At 73.1% G+C, this 21,106-nt stretch carries 18 protein-coding genes; 7 read left to right on the top strand and 11 right to left on the bottom strand.

From position 1 onward, the window contains the following. Positions 1 to 23: 23 nt before the first annotated feature. Together HNR30_RS31380 and HNR30_RS31375 are read left to right on the top strand one after the other, a co-directional pair. Positions 24 to 500, top strand: coding sequence for a GbsR/MarR family transcriptional regulator (locus HNR30_RS31380; RefSeq protein ID WP_181613654.1), 477 nt, complete (start codon positions 24 to 26; stop codon positions 498 to 500). After that, positions 497 to 1,351, top strand: coding sequence for an SDR family oxidoreductase (locus HNR30_RS31375; protein WP_181613653.1), 855 nt, complete (start codon positions 497 to 499; stop codon positions 1,349 to 1,351). The genes HNR30_RS31380 and HNR30_RS31375 overlap by 4 nt, the downstream gene beginning before the upstream one ends. On the opposite strand, the gene HNR30_RS31370 is transcribed toward HNR30_RS31375, so the two are convergent. Beyond that, on the bottom strand, positions 1,348 to 2,118 hold the full coding sequence (locus HNR30_RS31370; RefSeq protein ID WP_181613652.1) for an SAM-dependent methyltransferase: 771 nt from the start codon (positions 2,116 to 2,118) through the stop codon (positions 1,348 to 1,350). The two genes, HNR30_RS31375 and HNR30_RS31370, sit on opposite strands and share 4 nt — an antisense overlap. Before the next feature lie 42 nt (positions 2,119 to 2,160). Next, positions 2,161 to 3,363, bottom strand: coding sequence for a non-homologous end-joining DNA ligase (ligD, locus tag HNR30_RS31365; protein WP_181613651.1), 1,203 nt, complete (start codon positions 3,361 to 3,363; stop codon positions 2,161 to 2,163). Positions 3,364 to 3,386: 23 nt separating this feature from the next. Between ligD and HNR30_RS31360 the strand changes: the two genes are divergently transcribed. Continuing rightward, positions 3,387 to 4,556 carry a cytochrome P450 gene (locus HNR30_RS31360; RefSeq protein ID WP_181613650.1) on the top strand — a complete coding sequence of 390 codons (1,170 nt, stop codon included), beginning with the start codon at positions 3,387 to 3,389 and terminating at the stop codon, positions 4,554 to 4,556. Positions 4,557 to 4,617: 61 nt separating this feature from the next. Here the strand turns inward: HNR30_RS31360 and HNR30_RS31355 are convergent, their stop codons facing one another. After that, positions 4,618 to 5,436: an SAM-dependent methyltransferase gene (locus HNR30_RS31355; RefSeq protein ID WP_181613649.1), complete on the bottom strand. Its 819-nt coding sequence runs from the start codon at positions 5,434 to 5,436 to the stop codon at positions 4,618 to 4,620. Positions 5,437 to 5,528: 92 nt separating this feature from the next. On the opposite strand from HNR30_RS31355, the gene HNR30_RS31350 reads away from it, so the two are divergent. Beyond that, positions 5,529 to 6,692 (top strand): esterase-like activity of phytase family protein, encoded by a 1,164-nt coding sequence (locus HNR30_RS31350; protein ID WP_181613648.1) that lies wholly within the window; start codon positions 5,529 to 5,531, stop codon positions 6,690 to 6,692. Here the strand turns inward: HNR30_RS31350 and HNR30_RS31345 are convergent. Then, entirely contained in the window at positions 6,640 to 7,284 is a 645-nt protein-coding gene (locus HNR30_RS31345; protein WP_181613647.1) for a DUF305 domain-containing protein, read from the bottom strand. The genes HNR30_RS31350 and HNR30_RS31345 overlap by 53 nt on opposite strands. Positions 7,285 to 7,316: 32 nt before the next feature. Here HNR30_RS31345 and HNR30_RS31340 point away from each other — a divergent pair, with 32 nt between their 5' ends. Next, positions 7,317 to 8,720 carry an LVIVD repeat-containing protein gene (locus HNR30_RS31340; protein WP_312894766.1) on the top strand — a complete coding sequence of 468 codons (1,404 nt, stop codon included), beginning with the start codon at positions 7,317 to 7,319 and terminating at the stop codon, positions 8,718 to 8,720. Here the strand turns inward: HNR30_RS31340 and HNR30_RS31335 are convergent. The 7 genes from HNR30_RS31335 to HNR30_RS31305 form a co-directional block, all read right to left on the bottom strand. Then, positions 8,698 to 10,671: a sensor histidine kinase gene (locus HNR30_RS31335; protein WP_181613646.1), complete on the bottom strand. Its 1,974-nt coding sequence runs from the start codon at positions 10,669 to 10,671 to the stop codon at positions 8,698 to 8,700. The genes HNR30_RS31340 and HNR30_RS31335 overlap by 23 nt on opposite strands. Before the next feature lie 38 nt (positions 10,672 to 10,709). Beyond that, a complete protein-coding gene (locus HNR30_RS31330; protein ID WP_181613645.1) occupies positions 10,710 to 11,459 on the bottom strand; it encodes a crotonase/enoyl-CoA hydratase family protein in 750 nt (249 codons plus the stop codon). An 83-nt stretch (positions 11,460 to 11,542) separates the two neighbouring features. Continuing rightward, positions 11,543 to 14,566 carry a helix-turn-helix transcriptional regulator gene (locus HNR30_RS31325; RefSeq protein WP_181613644.1) on the bottom strand — a complete coding sequence of 1,008 codons (3,024 nt, stop codon included), beginning with the start codon at positions 14,564 to 14,566 and terminating at the stop codon, positions 11,543 to 11,545. 38 nt (positions 14,567 to 14,604) lie between these two features. After that, positions 14,605 to 15,195, bottom strand: coding sequence for a GAF domain-containing protein (locus HNR30_RS31320; RefSeq protein ID WP_181613643.1), 591 nt, complete (start codon positions 15,193 to 15,195; stop codon positions 14,605 to 14,607). Further along, complete coding sequence (locus HNR30_RS31315) at positions 15,185 to 16,036, bottom strand: S8 family serine peptidase (protein WP_220134166.1); 852 nt, start codon at positions 16,034 to 16,036, stop codon at positions 15,185 to 15,187. Before HNR30_RS31315 ends, HNR30_RS31320 begins: the two co-directional genes overlap by 11 nt. Beyond that, positions 16,033 to 18,939, bottom strand: coding sequence for an AAA family ATPase (locus HNR30_RS31310; protein WP_181613642.1), 2,907 nt, complete (start codon positions 18,937 to 18,939; stop codon positions 16,033 to 16,035). Before HNR30_RS31310 ends, HNR30_RS31315 begins: the two co-directional genes overlap by 4 nt. Then, the gene (locus tag HNR30_RS31305) at positions 18,936 to 19,130 is read right to left on the bottom strand and encodes an aroma-sacti cluster domain-containing protein (RefSeq protein WP_181613641.1); all 195 of its coding nucleotides are present in this window, start codon (positions 19,128 to 19,130) and stop codon (positions 18,936 to 18,938) included. The genes HNR30_RS31310 and HNR30_RS31305 overlap by 4 nt, the downstream gene beginning before the upstream one ends. 154 nt (positions 19,131 to 19,284) lie before the next feature. On the opposite strand from HNR30_RS31305, the gene HNR30_RS31300 reads away from it, so the two are divergent. Both HNR30_RS31300 and stsB read left to right on the top strand, forming a co-directional pair. Next, complete coding sequence (locus HNR30_RS31300) at positions 19,285 to 19,542, top strand: StsA-related sactipeptide RiPP (RefSeq protein ID WP_181613640.1); 258 nt, start codon at positions 19,285 to 19,287, stop codon at positions 19,540 to 19,542. 118 nt (positions 19,543 to 19,660) lie between these two features. After that, entirely contained in the window at positions 19,661 to 21,103 is a 1,443-nt protein-coding gene (gene stsB, locus HNR30_RS31295) for a StsB family radical SAM/SPASM domain sactipeptide maturase (protein WP_181613639.1), read from the top strand. Positions 21,104 to 21,106 lie beyond the last annotated feature (3 nt).

Raw genomic sequence — 21,106 nt, 5'->3', positions numbered from 1 at the left:
CGTTCTTGACGCTGGGGGTGTTGATGCGGGACGAAGAAGGCGTTCGGATCTTCGTGGAGAAGCTGAGCCGGATGCTCAGCGACTGGGGCTTCCCGCCCATGGCCGGGCGGGTGCTGGTGACGCTGTCGGTGTCGGACGAAGACTCCCTCAGCGCCGCCGACCTGGCCGAAAGGCTGAGCGTGAGCCCGGCGGCGATCTCGGGGGCGGTGCGCTACCTGATCCAGCTGGGCATGGTCGCGCGCGAGCCGGTGCCGGGCTCGCGCCGCGACCTGTACCGGGTCGTCGAGAACAGCTGGTGGGAGGTCGCCCTCACCAAGGTCAGGCTCTACAAGGTGCTGGCCGACATGGTCGACGAGGGCATCGAGGTGCTGGGCGGCCAGGAGACGCACGGCGGGCGGACCATGACCGAGCTGCGCGACTTCTACCTGTTCATGTACGAACAGATGCCTCAGCTCCACGAGAAATGGCGGGAGCGTCATCGGGTAGAGGCCACCGAATGAGAGTCCTGTTAACCGGAGCGACCGGCACGATGGGCCGGGTCGTCACCCCTCACCTGGTCTCGAGCGGCTTCGAGGTTCGAGCGCTCAGCCGCGAGCCCCGCACCGACCCCGCGGTCGACTGGCGGCGGGCCGACCTGGCCACCGGCCGCGGCGTGCGCCAGGCGTTCGACGGGGTCGAGGCGGTCGTGCACATGGCGACCCTGGCCCACCGCGGGCGAAGGACCGCCACGGTCGACGTGTACGGCACGCGCGGCCTGCTGGAGTGCGCCCGCTCCGCCGGGGTCGGCCACGTCGTCTTCCCCTCGATCGTCGGGGTCGACCAGGCTCCCGTCGGCTACTTCGCCCACAAGCTGCGCGCCGAGAGGCTCGTGGCCGACAGCGGCCTGGGCTGGACGATCCTGCGCGCCACCCCGTTCCACCAGTGGCTCGACGGCCTGCTCGCCAGGGCGCCGTTCCTGCCGGCCGACCGCACGATCCCGTGGCAGCCGGTCGACGCCCGCGATGTGGCGGCCTTCCTGGTGGACCTGCTGACCGGCGGGCCGCGCAAGACGATCGAGAACTACGCCGGGCCCGAGGTGCTGGCCACCGACGAGCTGGCCGGGCAGTGGCGCAGGGCCCGCGGCAGACGCCTGCCGCTGCCGCCCGTGCGCTGGCCGGGCAGGACGGCGGCGGCTCAGCGGGCGGGCCTGCTCAACGGCCCCGCCCGCGGACGGATCACCTGGACCCGCTACCTGTCGCCGCTCGGCGCGAGCACCGAGGAGCCCGACATCGCCGCAGAGTACGGCGGGCCGTCGATCGAGATGCCCGACCGCCGCGGCGACGAGGGCTACGAGCCCCCGACCCGCGTCTAGAGCTTGGCGACCACGCCGATGGTGGTCGGCTTGGTGTAGTCGGGCGGGGTCGAGGTCCGCCACGACTTCACCGGCACCAGCTCCGGCTCCAGCAGTTCCATGCCCTCGAACAGGCCGCCGATCTGCTCGCGCGAGCGCGGGGTGAGCCCTCCGGCCGCCGACTTGGCGTAGACCTCCTGCACGCCCTGGACGGTGGCGTCGCCGGTGCGCTCGCCCGCGAAGGCGTGCGACATGACGATGTAGCTGCCGGGCGCCAGGTGGGCGCGCAGCTCCGTGATGATGCGGGACAGCTCGGCGTCGTCGGTGACGAAGTGCGCGATCGCCAGCATCAGCACGGCGACGGGCCTGTCGAAGTCGAGCCGGTCGGCGGCCTTGGCGACGATGCCGCCGGGGTCGTAGATGTCGCCTTCCACCACCCAGGCGTGCCCGGCGTCGCTGAGCAGCGCCCTGCCGTGGACGAGCACCATCGGGTCGTTGTCGACGTAGACGATGCTGGAGTCGGGCGCGGCTCCCAGGGCCACCTCGTGCACGTTCTCCTGGGTGGGCAGACCGCTGCCGATGTCGAGGAACTGGCGGATGCCGGCCTCGGCCAGCAGGGTGACCGTGCGCTTGAGGAAGGCACGGTTGTCGCGGCACATCTCGACGGCGTCGGGGACCAGCTTGGTCAGCTGATCGGCGGCGATGCGGTCGATCTCGAAGTTGTCCTTGCCGCCCAGCCAGTAGTCGTAGATGCGCGCCACGCTCGGCTTGGACGTATCGATCTGCATGGGCCGAATGTTATTCGATCATGTCCTGGTTTGAGAGGGTTTTCAACGTTCCCTTCTCCGGGCGACGGCCTCCCAGTCGACGCCCTCGAAGGGGTTGTAGTCGACCTCCAGCGGCTCCTGCGGCGGCCTCTGACCCTCCGGCACGTGCTGCAGGTTGACGCGGATGCGATACCAGATGCTGGAGCGCCCGCGCATGCCGTCGACCAGCACGTCGGCGGGCTGCAGGTGCTCGACCACGCCGGCATGGCGGCCCTTCCAGCGTTCCAGCGCCTCGAGCGCCTCCTCCTTGTGCTGGGCCCTGGCGATCTCGATCAGCGGGATGCTGCCCTTGGGCGGCTTCGGCGCGGGACCGAGGCTCTCCGACAACTCCAGCAGCTCGTCAAGGGAGCCGGCGTGCAGATCCATGTCCTCCCACGGGTCACCCCGCTCGGCCAGCCGCTTGGGCACGGTGTCGATCGTGAACGCCGCCGGATCGACGCCGGGCACCTCGTCCCAGGTCAGGGGCGTCGAGACCCGGGCGTCGGCGACGGCGCGCACCGAGTAGGCGCTGACCACGGTCCTGTCGTAGGCGTTCTGGTTGAAGTCGACGAAGACCCCGTGGCGCTCCTCCTTCCACCAGCGGGCGGTCGCGATGTCGGGGATGCGCCGCTCGACCTCGCGGGCGACCGCCTCGGCGGCCTTGCGCACCTTGGCGAACGGCCAGCGCCGCTCGATGCGGGCATAGACGTGGAAGCCACGCGAGCCCGAGGTCTTCGGCCACGGCGTCAGTCCGTGCTCCTCCAGCACCTCGCGGGCGCACTGGGCGGTGGCCAGGATGGCGGGCCAGGGCACGCCGGGCATCGGGTCGAGGTCGATGCGCAGCTCGTCGGGCTGAGCCAGGTCGTCGGAGCGGATCGGGTGCGGGTTGAGATCCACGCAGCCCAGGTTGACCACCCACAGCAGCTGGGCCAGGTCGGTGACGACGACCTCCTCGGCCGACAGACCCGAGCGGTACTTCAGCTCGGCGACCTCGATCCAGTCGGGGCGCTTCTTGGGCGCCCGCTTCTGGAAGAAGGCCTCCTCCTGGATGCCGTGCACGTAGCGCTTGAGGATCATCGGCCTGCCGCTGACGCCGCGCAGCGCGCCGTCCCCGACCGCCTGGTAGTAGCGGATCAGGTCGAGCTTGGTGTGCCCGCTGTCGGGAAAGACGACCTTGTCGGGACTGGTGACCGCGACCTGCCGCCCGGATACCTCGATGTCCGGCATAAGAACAGGTTACATTTCCCGCCATGATCGAGAATTTCCCCTTCCCCACCTGCCCGATGGGGCGGCCGCACGAGGCCTACGACCGCCGCCGGGCCGCCGAGCCCACCGGCAGGGTGCGCTTACCCAGCGGCGACGTCGTTGTGCTCACCACCCGCCACGACGACGCCGTCGCCGTGCTGAGCGATCCGCGCTTCAGCCGCGAGCTGTTCTACGAGGGCGCGCCCCGCATGTACGAGGGCTTCAGCTTCACCGACGTGCCAGGCCTGCTCATCAGCACCGACCCGCCCGCCCACACCCGCCTGCGCAAGCTGCTGGCGGGCACGTTCACGCCGCGCAAGATCGAGCTGTGGCGTCCCAGGGTGCGGGCCATCGCCACCGGGCTGCTGGAGGCCGCCGGTGACGAGTTCGACTTCGTCTCCTCCTTCGCCTTCCCGCTGCCCGTCCGCGTCATCTGCGACATCCTCGGCGTCGAGGTCGACACCGAGCGGGTGGCGCGCTGGTCCGACGCGCTGCTGACGTCGTCGGGCCTCAGCGTCGACGACAAGCTCCTGGCCGGCATGGAGTTCCACGCCTACGTGGCCGGCCTCGTCGCCCAGCACCGCGACGACCCGGGCGACGGGGTGCTCGCCTCGCTCATCCTGGCCCGCGACGAGGACGACAGGCTGTCGGAGGAGGAGCTGGTCCAGCAGGCGATGGGTCTGCTGCTGGCCGGCTACGAGACCACCGGCTCGATGCTCAGCCGGATCATCGTCCGGCTCCTCGACCAGGGCTGGGAAAGGCTGGTGGAGCGGCCCGAGCTGATCCCGCCGGCGGTGGAGGAGCTGCTGCGGGTGGAGTTCCCCGGCGACAGCACGCCGATCCGCGTGGCGCTGGAGGACGTCGAGCTGCCCTCGGGCGGGGTGGTCGCCAAGGGCGAGGGCGTGATCGTCTCCTACATCGGGGCCAACAACGACCCGTCGGTCTTCGACGAGCCGGGCCGGATGCGGCTCGACAGGGAGGGGCCGGTGCAGCACCTGGCCTTCAGCCGCGGCATCCACTACTGCCTGGGCGCGAATCTGGCCCGGATGGAGCTGCAGGAGGCGCTGGCCGTGCTCACGGAGCGGGCGCCCGGGCTCGGCCTGGCGGGCGAGGTGCCGTGGACGGACGGCAGCCAGATCTTCCGGCCCGCGCGGGTGCCGGTCCGGACCGGCTGAGCCGTACGGCGGGGCGGCGCCTGGTCCGCCGTCCCGCCGGTCGGAAGCCGTGCGACGCGGGTCAGCTCTTTCGGCCCACGCCGCCGATGTAGCCGCTGGTCTCGGGATTACCGGCGTACTGGTCGGGATGCGGGCGCCAGGTCTCGACGGGGACGACGCCGGGCTCCAGCATCTCCAGCCGCGCCATCATCGCCGCGATCTTGGCCGGGGGACGCTGCACGATGTCGCCGACGGAGGTCTTGCTGTAGACGTCGCGCGCCTCCTGCTCCCCCTCGGCGTCGCGCAGGGCCGCGTAGCCGTGGGAGACGGCCAGGTAGCCCCCGGAGGGCAGGCCGTCGATCAGCTGACCGACCAGGCCGTCCACGTAGTCGTCCTCGGGGAAGAAGTGCAGCAGCGCCAGCACGAGCACGGCGACCGGCCGGTCGAGGTCGAGGTGGGCGCGCACCTGCGGGTCGGCCAGGATCTTGGCGGGCTCGCGCAGGTCGCCGTGGACCACGATGGTCCGGGCGTTGTCCTCCAGCAGCGCGCGGGCGTGCACGAGCACGATGGGGTCGTTGTCGACGTAGACGACCTTCGCGTCGGGGGCGGCCTCGCGCACGATCTGGTGCACGTTCTCGCGGGTGGGCAGGCCCGTGCCGATGTCGAGGAACTGGCGCACCCCGGCCGCGGCCAGTTCGCGCACGACCCGGCCGAGGAAGGCGCGGTTGGCCCAGGCCGCCTCGCGGATGTCGTATCCCCGTGCGCGGGCCAGCGCCAGGATGTGCTCGGCCGCGGCGCGATCGGAGGCGAAGTTGTCCTTGCCGCCCAGGAAGTAGTCGTAGATCCGGGCCGCGCTCGGCACGGTGGGGTCGATACCGGCTGGGACGCTTTCCTCACTCACCCCTCTATATGACCATATTTTCGATCATGATGGGCCCAAAATCCGAACGGAGTTCAAACCCTGTTCACTCCCGCTCCCTACGGTCCGACATCATGAAGCGTCTCTCCATCGCGGTGCTCGCCCTGGCCGCGGGCCTGGCCGCGATGCCCGCCCACGGTGCCGCGGCCGACCGCGATCGTGCCTCCCTGGCGGGGTTCGCCTCCCTGCCCGCCGAGACCTACGTCCCGGGCAGCGAGCCGTCGGGTTCCCAGCTCGGCACCGCGCCCGTCAACGGCGTCACCCTCCCCCTGCCCGGACAGCCGATCCAGGGCTTCAGCGGCATCGCCCGCCGCCACGACGGCAGCTTCGACGTGCTGTCCGACAACGGCTTCGGCGCCAAGAACAACAGCGCCGACTTCCTGCTGCGCATCCACCGCATCCGGCCCGACTTCCAGCGCGGCACGATCGACGTGCTGGGCGGGGTGAACCTGCGCGACCCGCGCGGGCTGGTGCCCTTCGCGCTCACCCGCGCCGACCGGGTGCTGACCGGCGCCGACTTCGACGTGGAGTCGATCCAGCGCGCCGTCGACGGCACCTACTGGATCGGCGACGAGTTCGGCCCCTTCCTGCTGCACTTCTCCGGCCGCGGCGAGCTGCTCGACGCGCCGATCCCGCTGCCCGGCGTCAAGGCGCCGGACAACCCCTCCCTCGGATCCGAGCAGCCCAACCTGGGGCGCAGCAAGGGCTTCGAGGGACTGGCCCGCTCGGTCGACCAGCGCCGCCTCTACCCGCTGCTGGAGGGCACCGTCACCGGCGACGAGCCGGGCACGCTGCGCATGTACGAGTACGACCTGCGCAAGCGGCGCTACAGCGCCCGGCACTGGACCTACCGGCTCGACGACCCCTCGCACGCCATCGGCGACGCCATCGCCGTGGACCGCGACCGGTTCCTCGTCATCGAGCGCGACAACCTGCAGGGCGACGCGGCCAAGGTGAAGAAGATCTACCTGGCGGAGCGGCGCGGCACCGAGCTGGTCAAGACCCTCGTGGCCGACCTGCTCGACCTCTACGACCCGCGCGATCCCTCGACGCCCTTCCGTTTCCCGTTCCAGACGATCGAGGACGTGATCATCCTGGACGACCGCACGCTCGGCGTCCTCGACGACAACAACTTCCCGTTCTCCTCCGGGCGCACGGCAGGCAGGCCCGACCCCAGCGAGTTCATCAAGGTACGGCTGCCGCGGCGGCTGCACGCCGACCCGCGCGTGTACCTCTGAGCAGGTCCCGCATCCTGATGATCTCGGCCGTCTGGCCGCTGTCGATGTCGGCGGCCAGCCGCCTGATCCCCGGGTCCGACCCCTTCTCCAGCACGTCGGCGGCCATGCGCAGCGCGCCCTCGTGGTGCTCGATCATCTGGGCCAGGTAGGCGCGGTCGAACGCCGCCGCCCTGAGCCCGCGCAACGCCGTCAGGTCGTGGTCGTGCCCGTGCGGCGCCCGCCTGCCCAGGCGCGCCAGCCACCGGGTGAGCCAGCCGATCTCGGCCTCCTGCGAGACGCGCACCCGGGCCGCGGCCGCCACGATCGGCGGGGTGACGGTACGGCCGGGCACGAGGGCGGCCATCGCCAGGGCGGCCCGGTGGTGGCCGATCATCGCCTCGGCGAAGCGCACGTCGGCGGCGTTCGGCTGGGCGGCGCGCAGCAGGGTCTGGCCCGGGGTGGCGGTCGCTGCGGGCTCTCCCGGACGGCCGGGGACGATCACCGGGGCCGCGCCCGTGGGCACCACTCCCCCGGCAGGCCGCTCCGCCGTACAGCCGGTGGTTCCCAGCAGCGTCGCCACTGTCGCGGCGGCAAGCCACGCGTTACGGTTCATTTCCCACGAATCTATGGCGCGCGGGGGTCACTGTGCGACGGGGTCTGCTCTGCCTGCTGCTGGTGCTGACGGCCTGCTCGGCCGAGCCGCCGCGGGGCGCCGCCACCTACGGGGACGCCCCTCGGGCGTCCGCCTCCTCCGGCACCAGGATCGACGCCTCCGCGCTGCGGGAGTACGACGAGAGCGCGACGAGCGGCGGCCACCTGAAGCCGGTGACGAGCCTGGCCCGGCAGGCGCCACTCGACGTCGAGGAGGCGATCGGCTCCGACCTGGCCTTCACCGGCACCCACGCGATCGCGGGCAACTACCTCGGCTTCACCGTCTACGACATCGCCCGTCCCGAGCAGCCGCGCGTGGTGAGCCAGGTGCTGTGCCCGGGACCGCAGAACGACGTGACCGTCAGCGGGAACCTGCTGTTCCTCTCCGTCGACCTGCCCGTGCCCGACGAGAGCTGCCAGAACTCCGGGCAGTACACCCCCGGCGGATGGGAGGGGGTGCGGATCTTCGACATCGCCGACAAGGCCGCGCCCCGCTACGTCGGCGCGGTGGCCACGCCGTGCGGGTCGCACACCGCCACCCTCATCCCCTCGCCGACGCCGGAGAAGGTCTACCTGTTCGCCACCTCCTCGCCGAGCATGACCGGCTCGTCGGAGTGCGAGGCCGCCCACGGCATGATCGTGGTCGTGGAGGTGCCGGTGGCCGATCCCGCCTCCGCGAGGATCGCGGCCAGCCCGACGATCCTGGAGGGCGGCGCGTCGAGGATCGCCAACGACAACCTCAAGGTCGGCGGCTGCCACGACGTGACCGTGCACGCGCCGACCCGGCTGGCCGCCGCCTCGTGCATCGGCGACGGCGTGCTGCTCGACGTCTCCGACCCGCTCAAGCCGCGCGTGCTGGACCGGGTCCAGGACCCGCAGCACTTCGGCTACTGGCACTCGGCGGTCTTCAGCGCCGACGGCGACACGATCGTCTTCTCCGACGAGTTCGGCGGCGGGCAGTCGGTCGTGTGCGACCCCAAGACCGGCGGGGTGTGGGGAGCCAACGGCGTCTACAGCGTCTCGGCCGATCGCCGGCTCTCCTTCCGCGGGTACTTCAAGATCCCGCGGCCGGTCCTGGCGCCCCTGACCTGCAGCGCGCACAACGGCTCCCTGGTGCCCGTGACCGGGCGCGACGTCATGGTCCAGGGCTGGTACGAGGGCGGGGTGTCGCTCATCGACTTCACCGACCCCGCCCGCCCCCGGGAGATCGGCTTCCACCAGCGCGGCGGCGCGCCCTATCGCGACCCCGAGATGTCGGGCGGCTCCTGGTCGGCCTACTTCTACAACGGCTACGTCTACTCCAGCGACATGTTCAAGGGCCTGGACGTGCTCCGGGTCGAAGGGCTGCCGCTCGACGGCGCCACGCTGGCCGAGTTCAACCCGCAGACGCAGCCATGACGGGCAGTCTCGCCTCGACGACCGTGCCCCGGCCGCCGGAGGAGATGACGCACGCCCCGCCCAGCTCCGCCGCCCGCTCGCGCATGGAGGCCAGGCCCACACCCGGACGGTGCTCCGGCGCGATGCCCCGGCCGTCGTCGGTGATCGTCAGGCGCAGGCCCTCGTCGCGGGCCAGGTGGATGGCGATGGACTCGGCGCCCGCGTGCCGCCTGGCGTTGGTGAGCGCCTCCTGGGCGATGCGGTAGGCGGCGACCTCGACCGCGGCGGGCAGATCGGCCAGTTCGCCCTCGACGGTGACGGTGGTCGCCGGGTCGGCCCCCGCCAGCTCGCCGATCGCCCCGGCCAGGCCCAGCTCATCGAGCGCGGGCGGGCGCAGGCCGTACACCAGCTCCCTGAGGCCGCCGGTGACCGCGTCCATGCCGGTGCGCAGGTCGGCCAGGAGCACGTCGGCGTCGTCGGGCGAGCGGTGCAGGTTGATGCGGGCGATGTTGATCGTCATGGCCATGCCCGAAAGGGTCTGGCCGAGGCCGTCGTGCAGGTCGCGCCGCAGGCGGCGGCGCTCCTCCTCACGGGCGGCCAGGATGCGTTCGCGCGACCTCTGCAGGTCCGCGGCCATCCGTACGGCATGCGCCACGTCGGCCACGTACGGCAGCAGCGTGCGCACCACCCGCTCGTCGTGCGCGGCGGCGAACCTGCGCGCCCCCGGCCGGCCGATGTGCAGGCTGCCCACCGGCTCGCCGTGCCAGACGAGCGGGATGACCCTCGCCCCGGGTCCGGGGTCGCCGCTCTGGACGTGCGCGGGCAGCCCCTCGGGCACGTTCACCGCCACCCCGTCGACCGCCAGGCCGTCGCGCACGACCGACACCACGGCGGCCAGCGCGTCGGCCGGATCGGCGCGGCGCACCTCGTGTGTCAGCCGCTGGGCCAGGAGTCCTGGATCGCCGACGGGGCCGTACATCACCCGGTCGACCGCCCGCTGCAACGACCGGCGCAGCGGCTGGAAGAAGGCCCCGGCGAACAGTGCCGCCACCAGTCCGGCGATCTGGTGCTGCTCGGCCACGATGAGCCCGGCCAGCGCCCCCACGCCGAAGTAGACGGCGCTGATGATCGCCAGCAGGCCGGTGACGACCACCGCGCGGCTGATCACGGTGTCGATGCCGAACAGGCGGTAGCGCAGCACCGAGAAGACGATCGCCGCCGGGATGAGGCCCGTCCAGATCGTGGCGAACAGCCAGAAGTCCTCGCCCAGGAGCAGGAAGACCACGTAGATCGCGAAGGCGGCCAGCGGCCAGGCGATCTGGCGGCGGGTGACCGGGTCGGCCCCGCGCAGGCGCAGCGCCAGGGAGACCAGCGCCGCCACGACGCAGGCGTTGACCATCCAGATCAGGATGTCGCCGACGAGCCCGACGGCGGTGAACGAGCGGATCTGCAGGGCGTTGGGGATGACCTCGGGGAAGGCGTAGCCCGCCAGGGGCGGGTCGGGGCGGACCACGCGCACGATCGCCTGGGAGATCGCGACGGTCACACCCGCCACCACCAGCCACCGCCAGCGGGGAGAGGGCAGCCTGCCGGTCGGCGCGTAGACGGGCAGGATGATCGCCATCAGCGCGCCGCCGACCGACCAGCAGCAGACGCTGATCCAGCGCACCACCCCGGCCGCGTCGAGCGCGCCGTCCGCGGCCAGATGGAGCATGAGCGACTGGGTGAGCATCGCGAAGGCCGCGAGCAGCCCGCCCGCGCACATGAGCCAGCCGAGGTTGAGGTCGGGGCGGCGGTGGATGAGCAGGGCTCCGACGACCGGGAAGGCGAGCCCTGCCGGATGGTCCGGCGACAGCGGCGGATCCGGCGCCCAGTCGGCGGGCAGCCGGATCTGCAGGTACGCGGCCAGAAGGACGGCGGCGACGGCGGTGACCGCCATGGCGCCGGCGACGAGGGGAGGTCTTCTGTCCATGATGGAGGCGATTATGCCGTTTTCGCCGCCATCAGGCGCTAGAGGTCGCCGAAGGATCCGTGACGGCCCGCACCCGACGCGAAACGGGCGGCGCCGTCGACGGCCTCCCCCAGCGCGGTCATGCCGTGCCGCAACTCGTTGACCAAGGCCGCGTGCTCGGCCATGCCGTCCTGCTCCAGCGCCGACAGCCGGTCGCCGCGCATGCACAACTGGGGGAAGCGGGCCAGCTCCCTGGCCAGCGACTCGGCGGCCGCCCTGGCCGTGCCGTCAGGAACCAGGCGGTTGGCCAACCCCATGGCCAGCGCCTCAGGACCCGCGACGGGGCGGCCGGTGAGGATCATGTCCATCGCGCGCGACAGCCCGATCAGGCGCGGCAGCCGTACCGTGCCGCCGTCGATCAGGGGCACGCCCCAGCGGCGGCAGAAGACGCCGAACACGGCCGACTCCTCCGCCACCCGCAGGTCGCACCAGAGCGCCAGCTCCAGCCCACCGGCGACCGCGTGCCCCGAGACGGCGGCGACGACCGGCTTCGACAGGCGCATCCGCGTGGGACCCATCGGGCCCGTGCCCTCCTCGCCGACATGGTTGTCGAGCGCCTTCAGATCGGCTCCCGCGCAGAACGAGCCGCCCTCACCCCACAACACGGCGACGGACGCCGACGACTCCTCGAACGCCGTGAACGCCTCGGCCAGCGCGTCGGCCGTCTTGCGGTCGACGGCGTTGCGCACCTCCGGACGGGAGAGCACGACGGTCATGACGTCGCCGTCGCGTTCGATCCTCACGCTCATGTCGTCTCCTCCGTGGACGCCGAAGCGCCGAAGCGGATGCCGAAGTCGAGCATCTCCGGAGGCCATGATGAGCACAAGGGGGCTCACCCCGGGTCGTCGAGCGCCGCGGCCAGCGCGTCGCGGCCGGAGATGCCCAGCTTGACGTAGACGCGGCCCAGATGGTTGTTGACGGTGCGCAACGACAGGCCCAGGCGCACGGCGACCGACCTGCCCGGCATGCCCGCCGCGATCAGCTTGGCCACCTGCAGCTCACGCGGGGTGAGGGTGCGGCGGCTGCCGCTGAGGTCCGTCAGCGGCGTGCGGGCGCCGTCACACTCGGTCAGCAGTTCGCGGGCCATGGCCAGGGTGGGCTTGGCCTCCACCGGGCGTCCGGCGGCGGCATGGAGGCGGTAGGCGGTGGCGGCGCACTCGGCGGCGGGCAGCAGGTGGCCCAGCGCCCGCAACCGCTCGGCGGCACGGGCCAGGCGGGCGGCGTCCTGCTCGGCGAGCGCCGCCACCGCGCCCGCCAGCGCTTCCACCATCGGCCCGGCCTGGCGGCGCCCCGCGGTGTCGGGCGGGGTACCGGCGCGGCCTTCGGGGACGACGCCGTCCAGGACGCGGTGACCGGCGGCCAGCTCGGTGAGACGGTCGCGCACCTGCCCGGCGGCGCCGAAGCGGGCCGCGTCGGTCAGCGCCAGCACCTCCAGCATCGGGGCGCCGATCGTGCGCGCCGCCTTGGCCGCGGCCAGCGCGTGGGTCGCGGCCGTCGGCAGGTCGAGCAGGGACGCGGTCCAGGCGCGGTTGCGCTCGACCCACGCGTCGAACAACACGCCCGGAGGGGGCGGGCAGGCGTCGGCGCGGCGCAGCCAGCGCTCGGCCTGGAGGGTGTCGCCCGTCATCGCGTACGCCCCCGCCAGCTCGGCGAGCAGGACGCGGCGCAGGCGCAGCGGGTCGGGGCCGTCGAGCAGGACGACGGCCTCGCGGAGGGCGTGCTGGGCGATGTGCAGGCGGCCCTGGTGTTTGGCGACGATGCCCCAGACGGCCGACCAGGCGCCGACGACCGGCGGCGGCTCGTGGTCGGCGGCGTGCAGGGAGGCCGCCTCGGCGAGCGTGCCCGCCTCGTCGAGCGCTCCGGTCAGGAGCAACGCCAGACACCGCGCCCCACCGACCTGCACCGCCGCCCAGGGTGAGACGGTGTCGACGGGCGGGGCGGGGTGTGGCGCCGTGAAGGGCAGGGCGGCGGCCGGGGCGGAGTGCGGCGCGGTGGAGGGCGGCGCGGCGGCCGGGGTGGAGGCCGGGGTGGAGGCCGGGGTGGAGGCGCGGTCGGCCAGGGCGGTGTCACCGGCCAGGCCCGCGGCGATCGTCACGGCGGAGGCGGCCCACGCGCGTGCCGAGGCGGGCAGCGCGCCCATCAGCAGGCCCGGTCCGCTGCCGAGGGTCTGGCTCACCCGGCCTTCGAGCAGGATCGTCCACGTGCGTACGGCCTGCGCCGCCGCCGGGCCGTCGGGGTGGGCGGGCACGACGCCGCGCCACCAGTAGTCGAGGCGCTCGGCGAGCATCACCCGTCGCTCCTCCGCCTCCCCCGGCAGCCGCTCGGACGGCAGGGCGGCCGCCGCCTCGGCATGGCGCCCCTGCGCGGCCAGCGCCTCCGCGAGCGCCAGGTCAGCCTCCAGCAACCCGGCGACCTCGCGCCGCCCGCCTTCGACGCCCGCTGGCGTCCCCGCGACCTCGCACCGCCTTCCCTCGCCACCCGCCAACGTCCTAGCGACCTCGTCCGGCCCACCTCGGCCGCCCCCCGACGCCCCGGCTGCCTCGCGCGGCCCGCCTTCGACGCCCGCCGACGTCGTGGTGTGCCATGAGGCCCCGGCCTGGCCCTCCAGCCAGCGCGACAGGCGGGTGCGTTCCGCCGGGGCCTGCTGCCCGTACAGCTCGCGGGCGGCGCGGGCCAGTCGCTCGGCCGTCCCGGCGTCCAGGCGGCCGGCCGCGCACAGGGCGGCGGCGAGCAGGTGCGGCGCCGAGGACCCGAGGCCCGCGTGCTCCCTCCACGCGGCCCCCACGAGCGGGTCGCTCGCGAGGTGGCAGCCCGTCGCGGCGAGTCCCGCGTGGATCGCCCGCATCCGGGCGCGGGGCATGCGCTCACGGATGACCGCCGCGTGGCCCGGCACCGCGAACCCCACGAGCGCAGCGCGACCAGAGCCCGCGACGAACCCCGCGAGGGCCGGGCGGCCCGTGAACCCCGCGGGCCCGGCAGCCGCGCCCGCGAACCCCGCGCCCGCCTCCCGTACCGCCACCAGACCCGACCGTTCCGCGCGCACCACGGCGTCCGGGCTCGTGAGGGCCTCCACCGCCGTCTGGCACAGCGCCGCTCCCACCGGGACGGCGCACGCCAGGACCTCGAGCACGTCCAGCACCTCCGGATCCCCCGCCTCCACCAGGTCCCCCAGCCGCCCGGTGACCCGCAGGTCGCCCGCGAGGTGCCACAGCCCGTGGACGCGGCGCAACGTTCCGCTCTCCAGCCCGGCCTGCACGAGCTCGCGCAGGAACAGCGGGTTGCCTGCGGCGAGGCCGCGCAGGGTTCTGGAGGTGACGGCGTCCAGGGGGCCGGCGAGCCCGCGTTCCAGGAGGGCACGCACCTCGCCGTCGGTGAGCGGCCCGAGCTCGACTCTCCGTGCCACCCGTTCCTTCCACAGCGCGGTCACCGCGTCGGGCACCGTGGCGCCCCGCCGTACGGTGGCCAGGACGGCGGCGGGGCTGTGCACGGCGAGCTGGAGGAGCAGCGCGGCCGAGGCGCTGTCGAGCAGGTGGGCGTCGTCCACGACGAGCACGGCGCGGGCGGCGGACGGCTCGCAGAGCCTGGCGACGATCTCGCCGTGGTCGCGCCCGAGGTGGAGCAGCGCGCCGAGGGGTACGGCGGAGGCGGAGCGGGTGCCGGTGGCCCAGAAGACGGCGTGGCCGCCGGAGGCCAGCCGCTGGTGCGCCTCAACGGCCAGGCGGCTCCTGCCCGTACCTGGCGCGCCCAGGACGACGGCGCCGCCGAGGTCGGGTCGGAGCAGGGCTTCGGTCACGTCGCGCAGCGCGGAGCCGCGCCCTGCGAACGGCCAGCCGGAGCGTTCCCAGCGCGGGGTCATGTCTCCCTTTCATGATCTGCCCCCGGATGGTCGGAACCTCAGCGTGCGAGCAACTCGTCGGCGATGGCGAGCAGGCGTACGGCCGTCGCCTCGGCGGGCCGGGTGGTGGCCAGCCGGGCCCCGATGCGCTGCAGCAGCACGTACGGGTCGTCGGGCGGCTCCAGGCCGCGGCTCTGCCGTTCGCGCAGCAGGAACTCCAGCCCGCACGCCGCCTGGGTGGCGAACAGGCCGAGCAGTTCCATGTCGTCGAGCTCGCTGCGGGAGGCGGTGCGGTCGAGCACCTCCAGCACGCCGACGCACTCCTCGAAGCGGAACAGCGGCGCGGCCATGATGGTCGCGGGCACGTAGCCGGTGGAGGCGGCGGCGTCGTGGGCGAACTGGGTGGTGCCGGACAGGTCGTCGGCGACCATGGGCTGGCCGCTGGCGGCGACCCAGCCGGCGATGCCGGTGCCGGGCGGGAAGCGGGTGCCGACGAGTTCCTGCTCGCCCTTGCCTGAGACGGCCTCGAAGACGAGTTCGCCGCTCTCGGGGTCGAGGAGGAAAATCGAGGAGGCGGCGGCGCCGAACATGTGGCGGGCCACTTCCACGATGGACTGCAGGAGCCTGCGTTCGATGGCGTCAGGGGGCATGGGCTTCTCCGGTGTTGTCCGCTGCCAGGAAAAGGACGGTCTTGAGCTGGAACGGCGTCAGCCACGGGTGCTTGCTCAGGATGAGCGCGCAGATGCCGGTGATGTGCGGCGCGGCGAAGCTGTTGCCGGTGCTGCGGATCTCCCTGCCCCCTGGCCAGGCGACCGGCACCTTGACGCCGCGCGCGTAGAACTCGGCGGGTGGTGCGGGGTTGTAGTAGTAGCGCATCGAGTCGGGCTCGTCGTGGCTGGCGACCGAGACCACCGAGGAGAAGGTCCACGGGAAGCTCAGGACGGGCATGTTGTGGGCGGCGGCCACCAGCAGGCAGCGACGGAAGTAGGCGCGGTCGGCCAGCTCGTGCAGCGCTTCCCTGAAGTGGGAGCGCGTGGTCGACAGGCTCAGGTTGACCAGGTCGAAGCCCTCGTCGATGGCCCAGCGCAGGCCGGCCATGAGGGCGTCGCCGGTGCCCGACTTGCCGTCGGTCAGGACGCGGACCGACGACAGCGACACGCCGGGCGCCACCGACCGGATGACGCCCGCGCAGGCCGTACCGTGGCCCGCCGGGTCGACGGGCTCGCACGCGCTGACGGTGAGGGAGTCGGTGACGACGTAGGAGGCGTCGAGGCCGCCGACCCTGGGGTGGCCGCCCTCGACGCCGGTGTCGACCACGCACACGCGCACGCCCGTGCCGTCGGCGCCGCCGAGTGCCCAGTCCCTGCCCACCTCGCCGAGGGGGCTGACCTCGAACAGCTCGGGCGCCTGCCGGGTGGTGGCCAGGCTCCAGGCGGGCACGCCGGGGAAGTGGGTGCGTTCCTCCCGCCGCCAGGGTGGGGTGATGGTCACGGTTCTCCCATCCACTCGTCGACGGCGCGCACCGGCAGCGCGGCGCCCTTGCTCAGGTAGGCGGCGCGGGCGGCGAGCGCGGCGGGGGAAGGGTCGCGTCCGGCGGCCCGGTCGGTGCGGGCCACCTCGAAGAGCACGTCGCCGCGCAGGCAGGGGTCGTCGGTGGAGGCCAGCAGGTCGACGGCCCGGGTCAGGAGGCGGCGAGCTCGTTCGGAGTCGCGGGCTCGGGCGGCGTCGGTGCGTGGGGTGCCGGGGAGGCCGCCCGACGCCGCGATCGCCGCTTCGAGGGTGAGAGCCACCAGTTCCGCCCTGAGCTGCCTCGGCCCTTCCGGCGCCTGCTCCAGTGCCGCCGCCGCCTGCCGTGCCTTCCCCTGGTGGAAGGCCTCTCGGGCCGCGTACAGCTCCAGTGTCGCGGCCGGGGCGGCGTGCCCGGCGGCCCGCAGCGCGCGGGCCGCCTCGGTGAACCGCAGCTCGGCCTGCTCGTGCCGCCCGCCGAGTGCCTCCACCAGCCCGCGCACCTGCGTGACGGTGATCGCCGCCAGCCCGAGCCGCAGCTCCGCCGCGTATCCGTCCGCCACGCCCAGGGCCTGCCTCGCGGCGTCCAGGGAGCCGCCGAGCGCCAGCAGCCTGGCCCTGGTCACCAGCACCGGCACGAGCAGGGCGCGGTCGCCGGCGAAGCGCTCCATCAGCTCCCCGGCGATCTCCAGCCCCTGCGCCACCGGCGTGGGTGACCACTGGACCAGCTCGCACAGCCCGATGAGCAGCCGGTCCTCCTCGTAGCGGTCTCCCATGGCGCGGGCGCGTTCCAGCCCGTCGCGCAGCGCCCGCTCGGCGGCGCCGAGCCCGCCCGCCTCGATCCGCACGAGCGCTTCGAGCTGGTGGAAGCGGCACCAGCTCAGGTCGTCGCCGGGATCGTGGTCGAGGCGTTCGCGCAGCTCCACGAGCAGCGGGGCCCTGGCGCTGGAGCGCAGGGTGAGGATCTCCCGCTGGATCGCGCAGGTCAGCGCGTTGCGCGGATGCCCGGGCAGCAGTTCCTCCGCCCGGTCGAGCGCCGTCAGTGCTCGTGGCGCCTCGCCGCGCAGCATGCGGGCGTCGCTGATGCGTACGGCCAGCGAGCGGTGCTCGTCGCGGCCGGGCGGGAGCGTCTCGCGTCCCTGTTCCAGGAGCGCCAGGGCGGCGGGCAGGTCCTTCCTGTGCAGTGCCTGCCCGCCGTCGCTGATGAGGGAGGCGGCCGCCCGGTCGGTGAGCTCGGGCAGCAGCGGATCGCCTGGCCGTACCTCCCTCGTCAGCCGGCAGGCGGCCAGCAGGTGCATGCCGGCCTCCTGGGTGAGCCCGCCGGCGAGCGCGCGGTGCCAGTCGGCCCGTGACTCCTTGCGGGTCAGGCTGTAGACGATCTCCCTGGTGAGCGTCTGGGTGAACTCGAACCCGCCGGGCACCCGGCGGATCAGGCGTTCGCGCAGCAGGTCGCCGACCGCGGGCGCGGGGTCGTCGCCGAGCAGGGCGCGCAGCTGCCCGGCGGTGAAGGTCTGGCCGATGGTGGCCGCCCGTTCGAGGACCTCCCGCTCGGCCCCGCCGAGCAGGTCCAGGCGGGCGCCGAGGAGGGCCTGGATGGTGGGCGGCAGGTCGGCGCCGTCCTCTCCGGCCGTCTCCAGCATCAGCTCGGCGAACAGCGGGTTGCCGTCGGCCCTGGCCGCGACGTCCTCGTGCAGGGTGCCGAGGTCGTGGGCGGTGACGTCGGCACGGGCGGCGCACAGCTCGGCGACCAGGCGTTCCATCGCGGCGGGCGGCAGCGGGCCGAGTTCCAGCGTGGTGGAGCCGTCGCAGCGGGCGGGCAGCTCGGGCCTGGCCACGCACAGCAGCAGGACCGGGGCGCCGGTCAGCTCGCGCGCGCACTCCTCGACGAGGTCGAGCAGGGTCGGCTCGGCCCACTGCAGGTTGTCGAGGACCACGACGACCGGGGCGAGCCGCTCGAACAGGGCGCGTACGGCTCGCGCGATCTCCGCGGTGCCCGGCGTCTCCTGCCCGTCGGCCAGGGCGCGCAGGGTCGGGTCGTCGCCGTCGAGCGGCTCGATCATCTCGGTGATGGGCCGGTAGGTGGCGCCGATGCCGTACGAGGAGCAGCGGCCGGTCAGCACGGTCTCCTGCGCGGGCAGGCCCCGCAGGAACTCGCGGACCAGCCGCGACTTGCCGATGCCCGGCGCGCCCAGCACGGTCGCCACCCGGCAGCGCCGCTCCCGCGCGACCTGCTCGTGCAGGAGCGTGAGCCGGTCGAGGTCGGCCTCGCGTCCGATGAGCGGGATCGCGTCGCCCTCCGGCTGGTCGCGGTCGGGCTCGACGGCCACCAGCCGCCAGGCGCGCACCGGGTCGCGCTTGCCCTTCAGCCGCAGCGGCGGCACCTCGTCCGCGACGGCGTGGCGCCGTACCAGCCTGGCGGCGCCCTCGCCGAGCAGGATCTCGCCGTCGCCGGCCGCCGACTGCAGGCGCGCGGCGGTGTTGACGGTGTCGCCGATCACGCGCACGTCCGAGCCGGGTTCGGAGACGACCATGACCGCTCCGTAGGCGATGCCGCAGTGGGCGTCGAGCCTGACTCCCATACTGGGGGCGATCTCCTCGCTCAGGCGGTGCACCGAGTCCATGGCCTCGGTCGCGGCGAGCGCGGCGCGCAGCGCGTCGTCCTCGCGGGCGGCGGGGACGCCGAAGACCGCCATGATCGCGTCGCCGATGTACTTCTCCACGACCCCGCCCCTGGCCAGGATCGCGCCGCGGCAGGCGTCGTAGTAGCGCTCCAGGATCCGCAGGAGCAGCTCGGGATCGAGGCGCTCGGCCAGTTCCGTGGAGCCGACGATGTCGATGAACAGGACCACGACGTTTCGACGGGTGTGCCGCGGGCCCCGGCCACTCATACGATCTTGAGTTCCTGTCCTTCGACCTCGCCGGAGGCGTCGTCCAGCCGGGCCTTGATCGAGTTCAGCAGGTCCACCTCGGGTTCGGTGAGTCCGGCGAACACCCGTCGCTGCCCCTCGTTGAGCAGGTCGATGGGGTGCCCGGCCGCGCGTAACCGGTCCAGGGCGTCGAACGGGCCCGTTGGAGTCATAGACGCAGCCTGGAACGCTCCCTGGCCGATGACAAGAGTGGACGAAACCCACATTCGTGTGCTTCTACCCCACTTTTGTGGGGTTGTCCGGTACGGCGAGCGCCAGCCCATACTCAACCTGCAACGCGTCCCAAGACACAGAGAGGTGGAAGGCATGTCCTTCGATCCGAGGGAAGCACTGCGTGAAGCCGGCGTGCTGAACAGCCCGCTGGCTGCCGAGGTCGAGCAGGCGTTCGCCGGCTTGACCAGGGAGGAAGTGGACCTGCTCATCTCGCTCAAGAACCGGATCCCGGCCATCCCCGAGGTCCTGGCGCACAGCTGGAGCGCCCCCGAGGTCGAGGTGCACAGCGCCGAGGCCGAGGCCAAGTGCATGTGCGGAGCGTGGTCCGGTTCCGGGTCCGGCGCCGACTAAACACCGGCCCGTTGGTGCGGCCCCGGCCGCGTCGGCCGGGGCCGCAGCAGCCGTCCGCAGGACCGCAGGAAGCCGTCCGCAGAGGAAGCCGTCCAGAGGCAGCCATCAAGGGGAGCCCATGCCTGGCAAGCTCGCCCGCAGCCGCGGGCTGTTCGACGTGCCCGAAGACCTCACCTACTTCGTGCACGGTGACACCTACCTGGTGGTCAATCCGCAGGTGGGCGGCCGATGCCTGCTGTCGGCGCAGGAGTTCGCCGTGTTGCGCGCGCTCAGCCGTCCCGCCGAGCACCTGCCGGAGGGTGAGGGCACCGAGCGCGCCCTGGCCAAGCTGATCCTCAACTGGATCGTCTACTACGCCAGAAACCGCCCCAGCGTCGCCTTCTCCGAACCCTCGCTGCGGCAGGTCTACTACGCGATCACCGACGGCTGCAATCTGCGCTGCCCCTACTGCTACGCCTCGTCGGAGAAGTGCCTGCCCGGCGAGCTGACCACGGCCGAGTCGCTCGACCTGGTCGACCAGGTGGCCGCCGCCGGCGCCCGGCTGCTGGTCTTCACCGGCGGCGAGCCCATGCTGCGCAAGGACCTGTTCCAGATCGTGGAGCACTCCAACCGCAGCGGGCTGAAGTCGAACATCGTCACCAACGCCACGATGATCCGCACCCGCGCGCAGGCGGAGCGGTTCGCCGAGTTGTTCGGCGACGTGACCATCAGCGTCGACGGCGGCACCGCCGAGACCCACGACCGCACCCGCGGCGCCGGCGCGTTCGCCCGCACCCACCGCGCGCTCAAGCTGCTCAACGCCGCGGGCGTCAAGCCGAAGATCAACCACATCGTCACCTCGGAGAACGTCGACGGGCTCGAGGACTTCGCGCTCTTCATCGAGGGCCTGGAGGTGCACAGCATCCGGCTGATGTACCACAACAACCTGGGCAGGGGCGTCACCGACGAGTTCGACTTCGGCTGGGAGGACCACCTGAAGATCCAGCGCCTGGCCTGGACCTCACCGGTGGCGGGCAAGCTGCTGCCCGACGGGCCCAAGCCGGTCGGCGCGTGCGCCGTGCGGGCCAACTGCGGCATGGGCGGCAACGAGATCTACATCAACTCCCTCGGCGACGTGTACCCGTGCAAGCTCGTCACCGGCCGCTCGCACCTGGCGGGCAACCTGCGCAGGCAGCCGCTCTCGGAGATCTTCGCCGCGCCCGTCCTGTACGGCATGCGCAACAGCTCCGTCTTCGGCGGCGACTACCACGCCGACTGCGCCCGCTGCTACATCAAGGCCTCCTGCGGAGGCGGCTGCCGGGCCTCGCACATGGCCGAGTCGCTGGACCTTCGGCGCAACAGCCGCCACCAGTGCCGCATCCTGCGCCACGGCGTGGTCACCCAGCTGTGGCTGGAGTCGGGCACGCCCGCCTCGGCGCTCGCGGGCGACGAGGACATGACCACGCCCAGGATGCTGTCCACCGACGAGATCCATCCGGTCTTCGACGACTGGAAGACGTACGTGCCGCCCTCCCCCGCCGCCGTGCGGGTGGGCGAGCTGCTGCCCATCAGCCCGGTCTAGCTT

Source organism: Nonomuraea soli, from assembly GCF_013761175.1.
GTDB classification, from domain to species: domain Bacteria; phylum Actinomycetota; class Actinomycetes; order Streptosporangiales; family Streptosporangiaceae; genus Nonomuraea; species Nonomuraea soli.
This window is presented reverse-complemented; position numbering and strand designations above follow the sequence as displayed.

What these genes read in the sequence shown, in the direction of transcription:
- stsB (WP_181613639.1), top strand. Translation starts at nt 19,661, where the DNA reads ATGCCTGGCAAGCTCGCCCGCAGCCGCGGGCTGTTCGACGTGCCCGAA.
- HNR30_RS31360 (WP_181613650.1), top strand. Translation starts at nt 3,387, where the DNA reads ATGATCGAGAATTTCCCCTTCCCCACCTGCCCGATGGGGCGGCCGCAC.
- HNR30_RS31375 (WP_181613653.1), top strand. Translation starts at nt 497, where the DNA reads ATGAGAGTCCTGTTAACCGGAGCGACCGGCACGATGGGCCGGGTCGTC.
- HNR30_RS31305 (WP_181613641.1), bottom strand. Translation starts at nt 19,130, where the DNA reads ATGACTCCAACGGGCCCGTTCGACGCCCTGGACCGGTTACGCGCGGCC.
- HNR30_RS31335 (WP_181613646.1), bottom strand. Translation starts at nt 10,671, where the DNA reads ATGGACAGAAGACCTCCCCTCGTCGCCGGCGCCATGGCGGTCACCGCC.
- HNR30_RS31320 (WP_181613643.1), bottom strand. Translation starts at nt 15,195, where the DNA reads ATGCCCCCTGACGCCATCGAACGCAGGCTCCTGCAGTCCATCGTGGAA.
- HNR30_RS31325 (WP_181613644.1), bottom strand. Translation starts at nt 14,566, where the DNA reads ATGACCCCGCGCTGGGAACGCTCCGGCTGGCCGTTCGCAGGGCGCGGC.
- HNR30_RS31370 (WP_181613652.1), bottom strand. Translation starts at nt 2,118, where the DNA reads ATGCAGATCGATACGTCCAAGCCGAGCGTGGCGCGCATCTACGACTAC.
- HNR30_RS31330 (WP_181613645.1), bottom strand. Translation starts at nt 11,459, where the DNA reads ATGAGCGTGAGGATCGAACGCGACGGCGACGTCATGACCGTCGTGCTC.
- HNR30_RS31350 (WP_181613648.1), top strand. Translation starts at nt 5,529, where the DNA reads ATGAAGCGTCTCTCCATCGCGGTGCTCGCCCTGGCCGCGGGCCTGGCC.
- HNR30_RS31300 (WP_181613640.1), top strand. Translation starts at nt 19,285, where the DNA reads ATGTCCTTCGATCCGAGGGAAGCACTGCGTGAAGCCGGCGTGCTGAAC.
- HNR30_RS31310 (WP_181613642.1), bottom strand. Translation starts at nt 18,939, where the DNA reads ATGAGTGGCCGGGGCCCGCGGCACACCCGTCGAAACGTCGTGGTCCTG.
- HNR30_RS31345 (WP_181613647.1), bottom strand. Translation starts at nt 7,284, where the DNA reads ATGAACCGTAACGCGTGGCTTGCCGCCGCGACAGTGGCGACGCTGCTG.
- HNR30_RS31380 (WP_181613654.1), top strand. Translation starts at nt 24, where the DNA reads ATGCGGGACGAAGAAGGCGTTCGGATCTTCGTGGAGAAGCTGAGCCGG.
- ligD (WP_181613651.1), bottom strand. Translation starts at nt 3,363, where the DNA reads ATGCCGGACATCGAGGTATCCGGGCGGCAGGTCGCGGTCACCAGTCCC.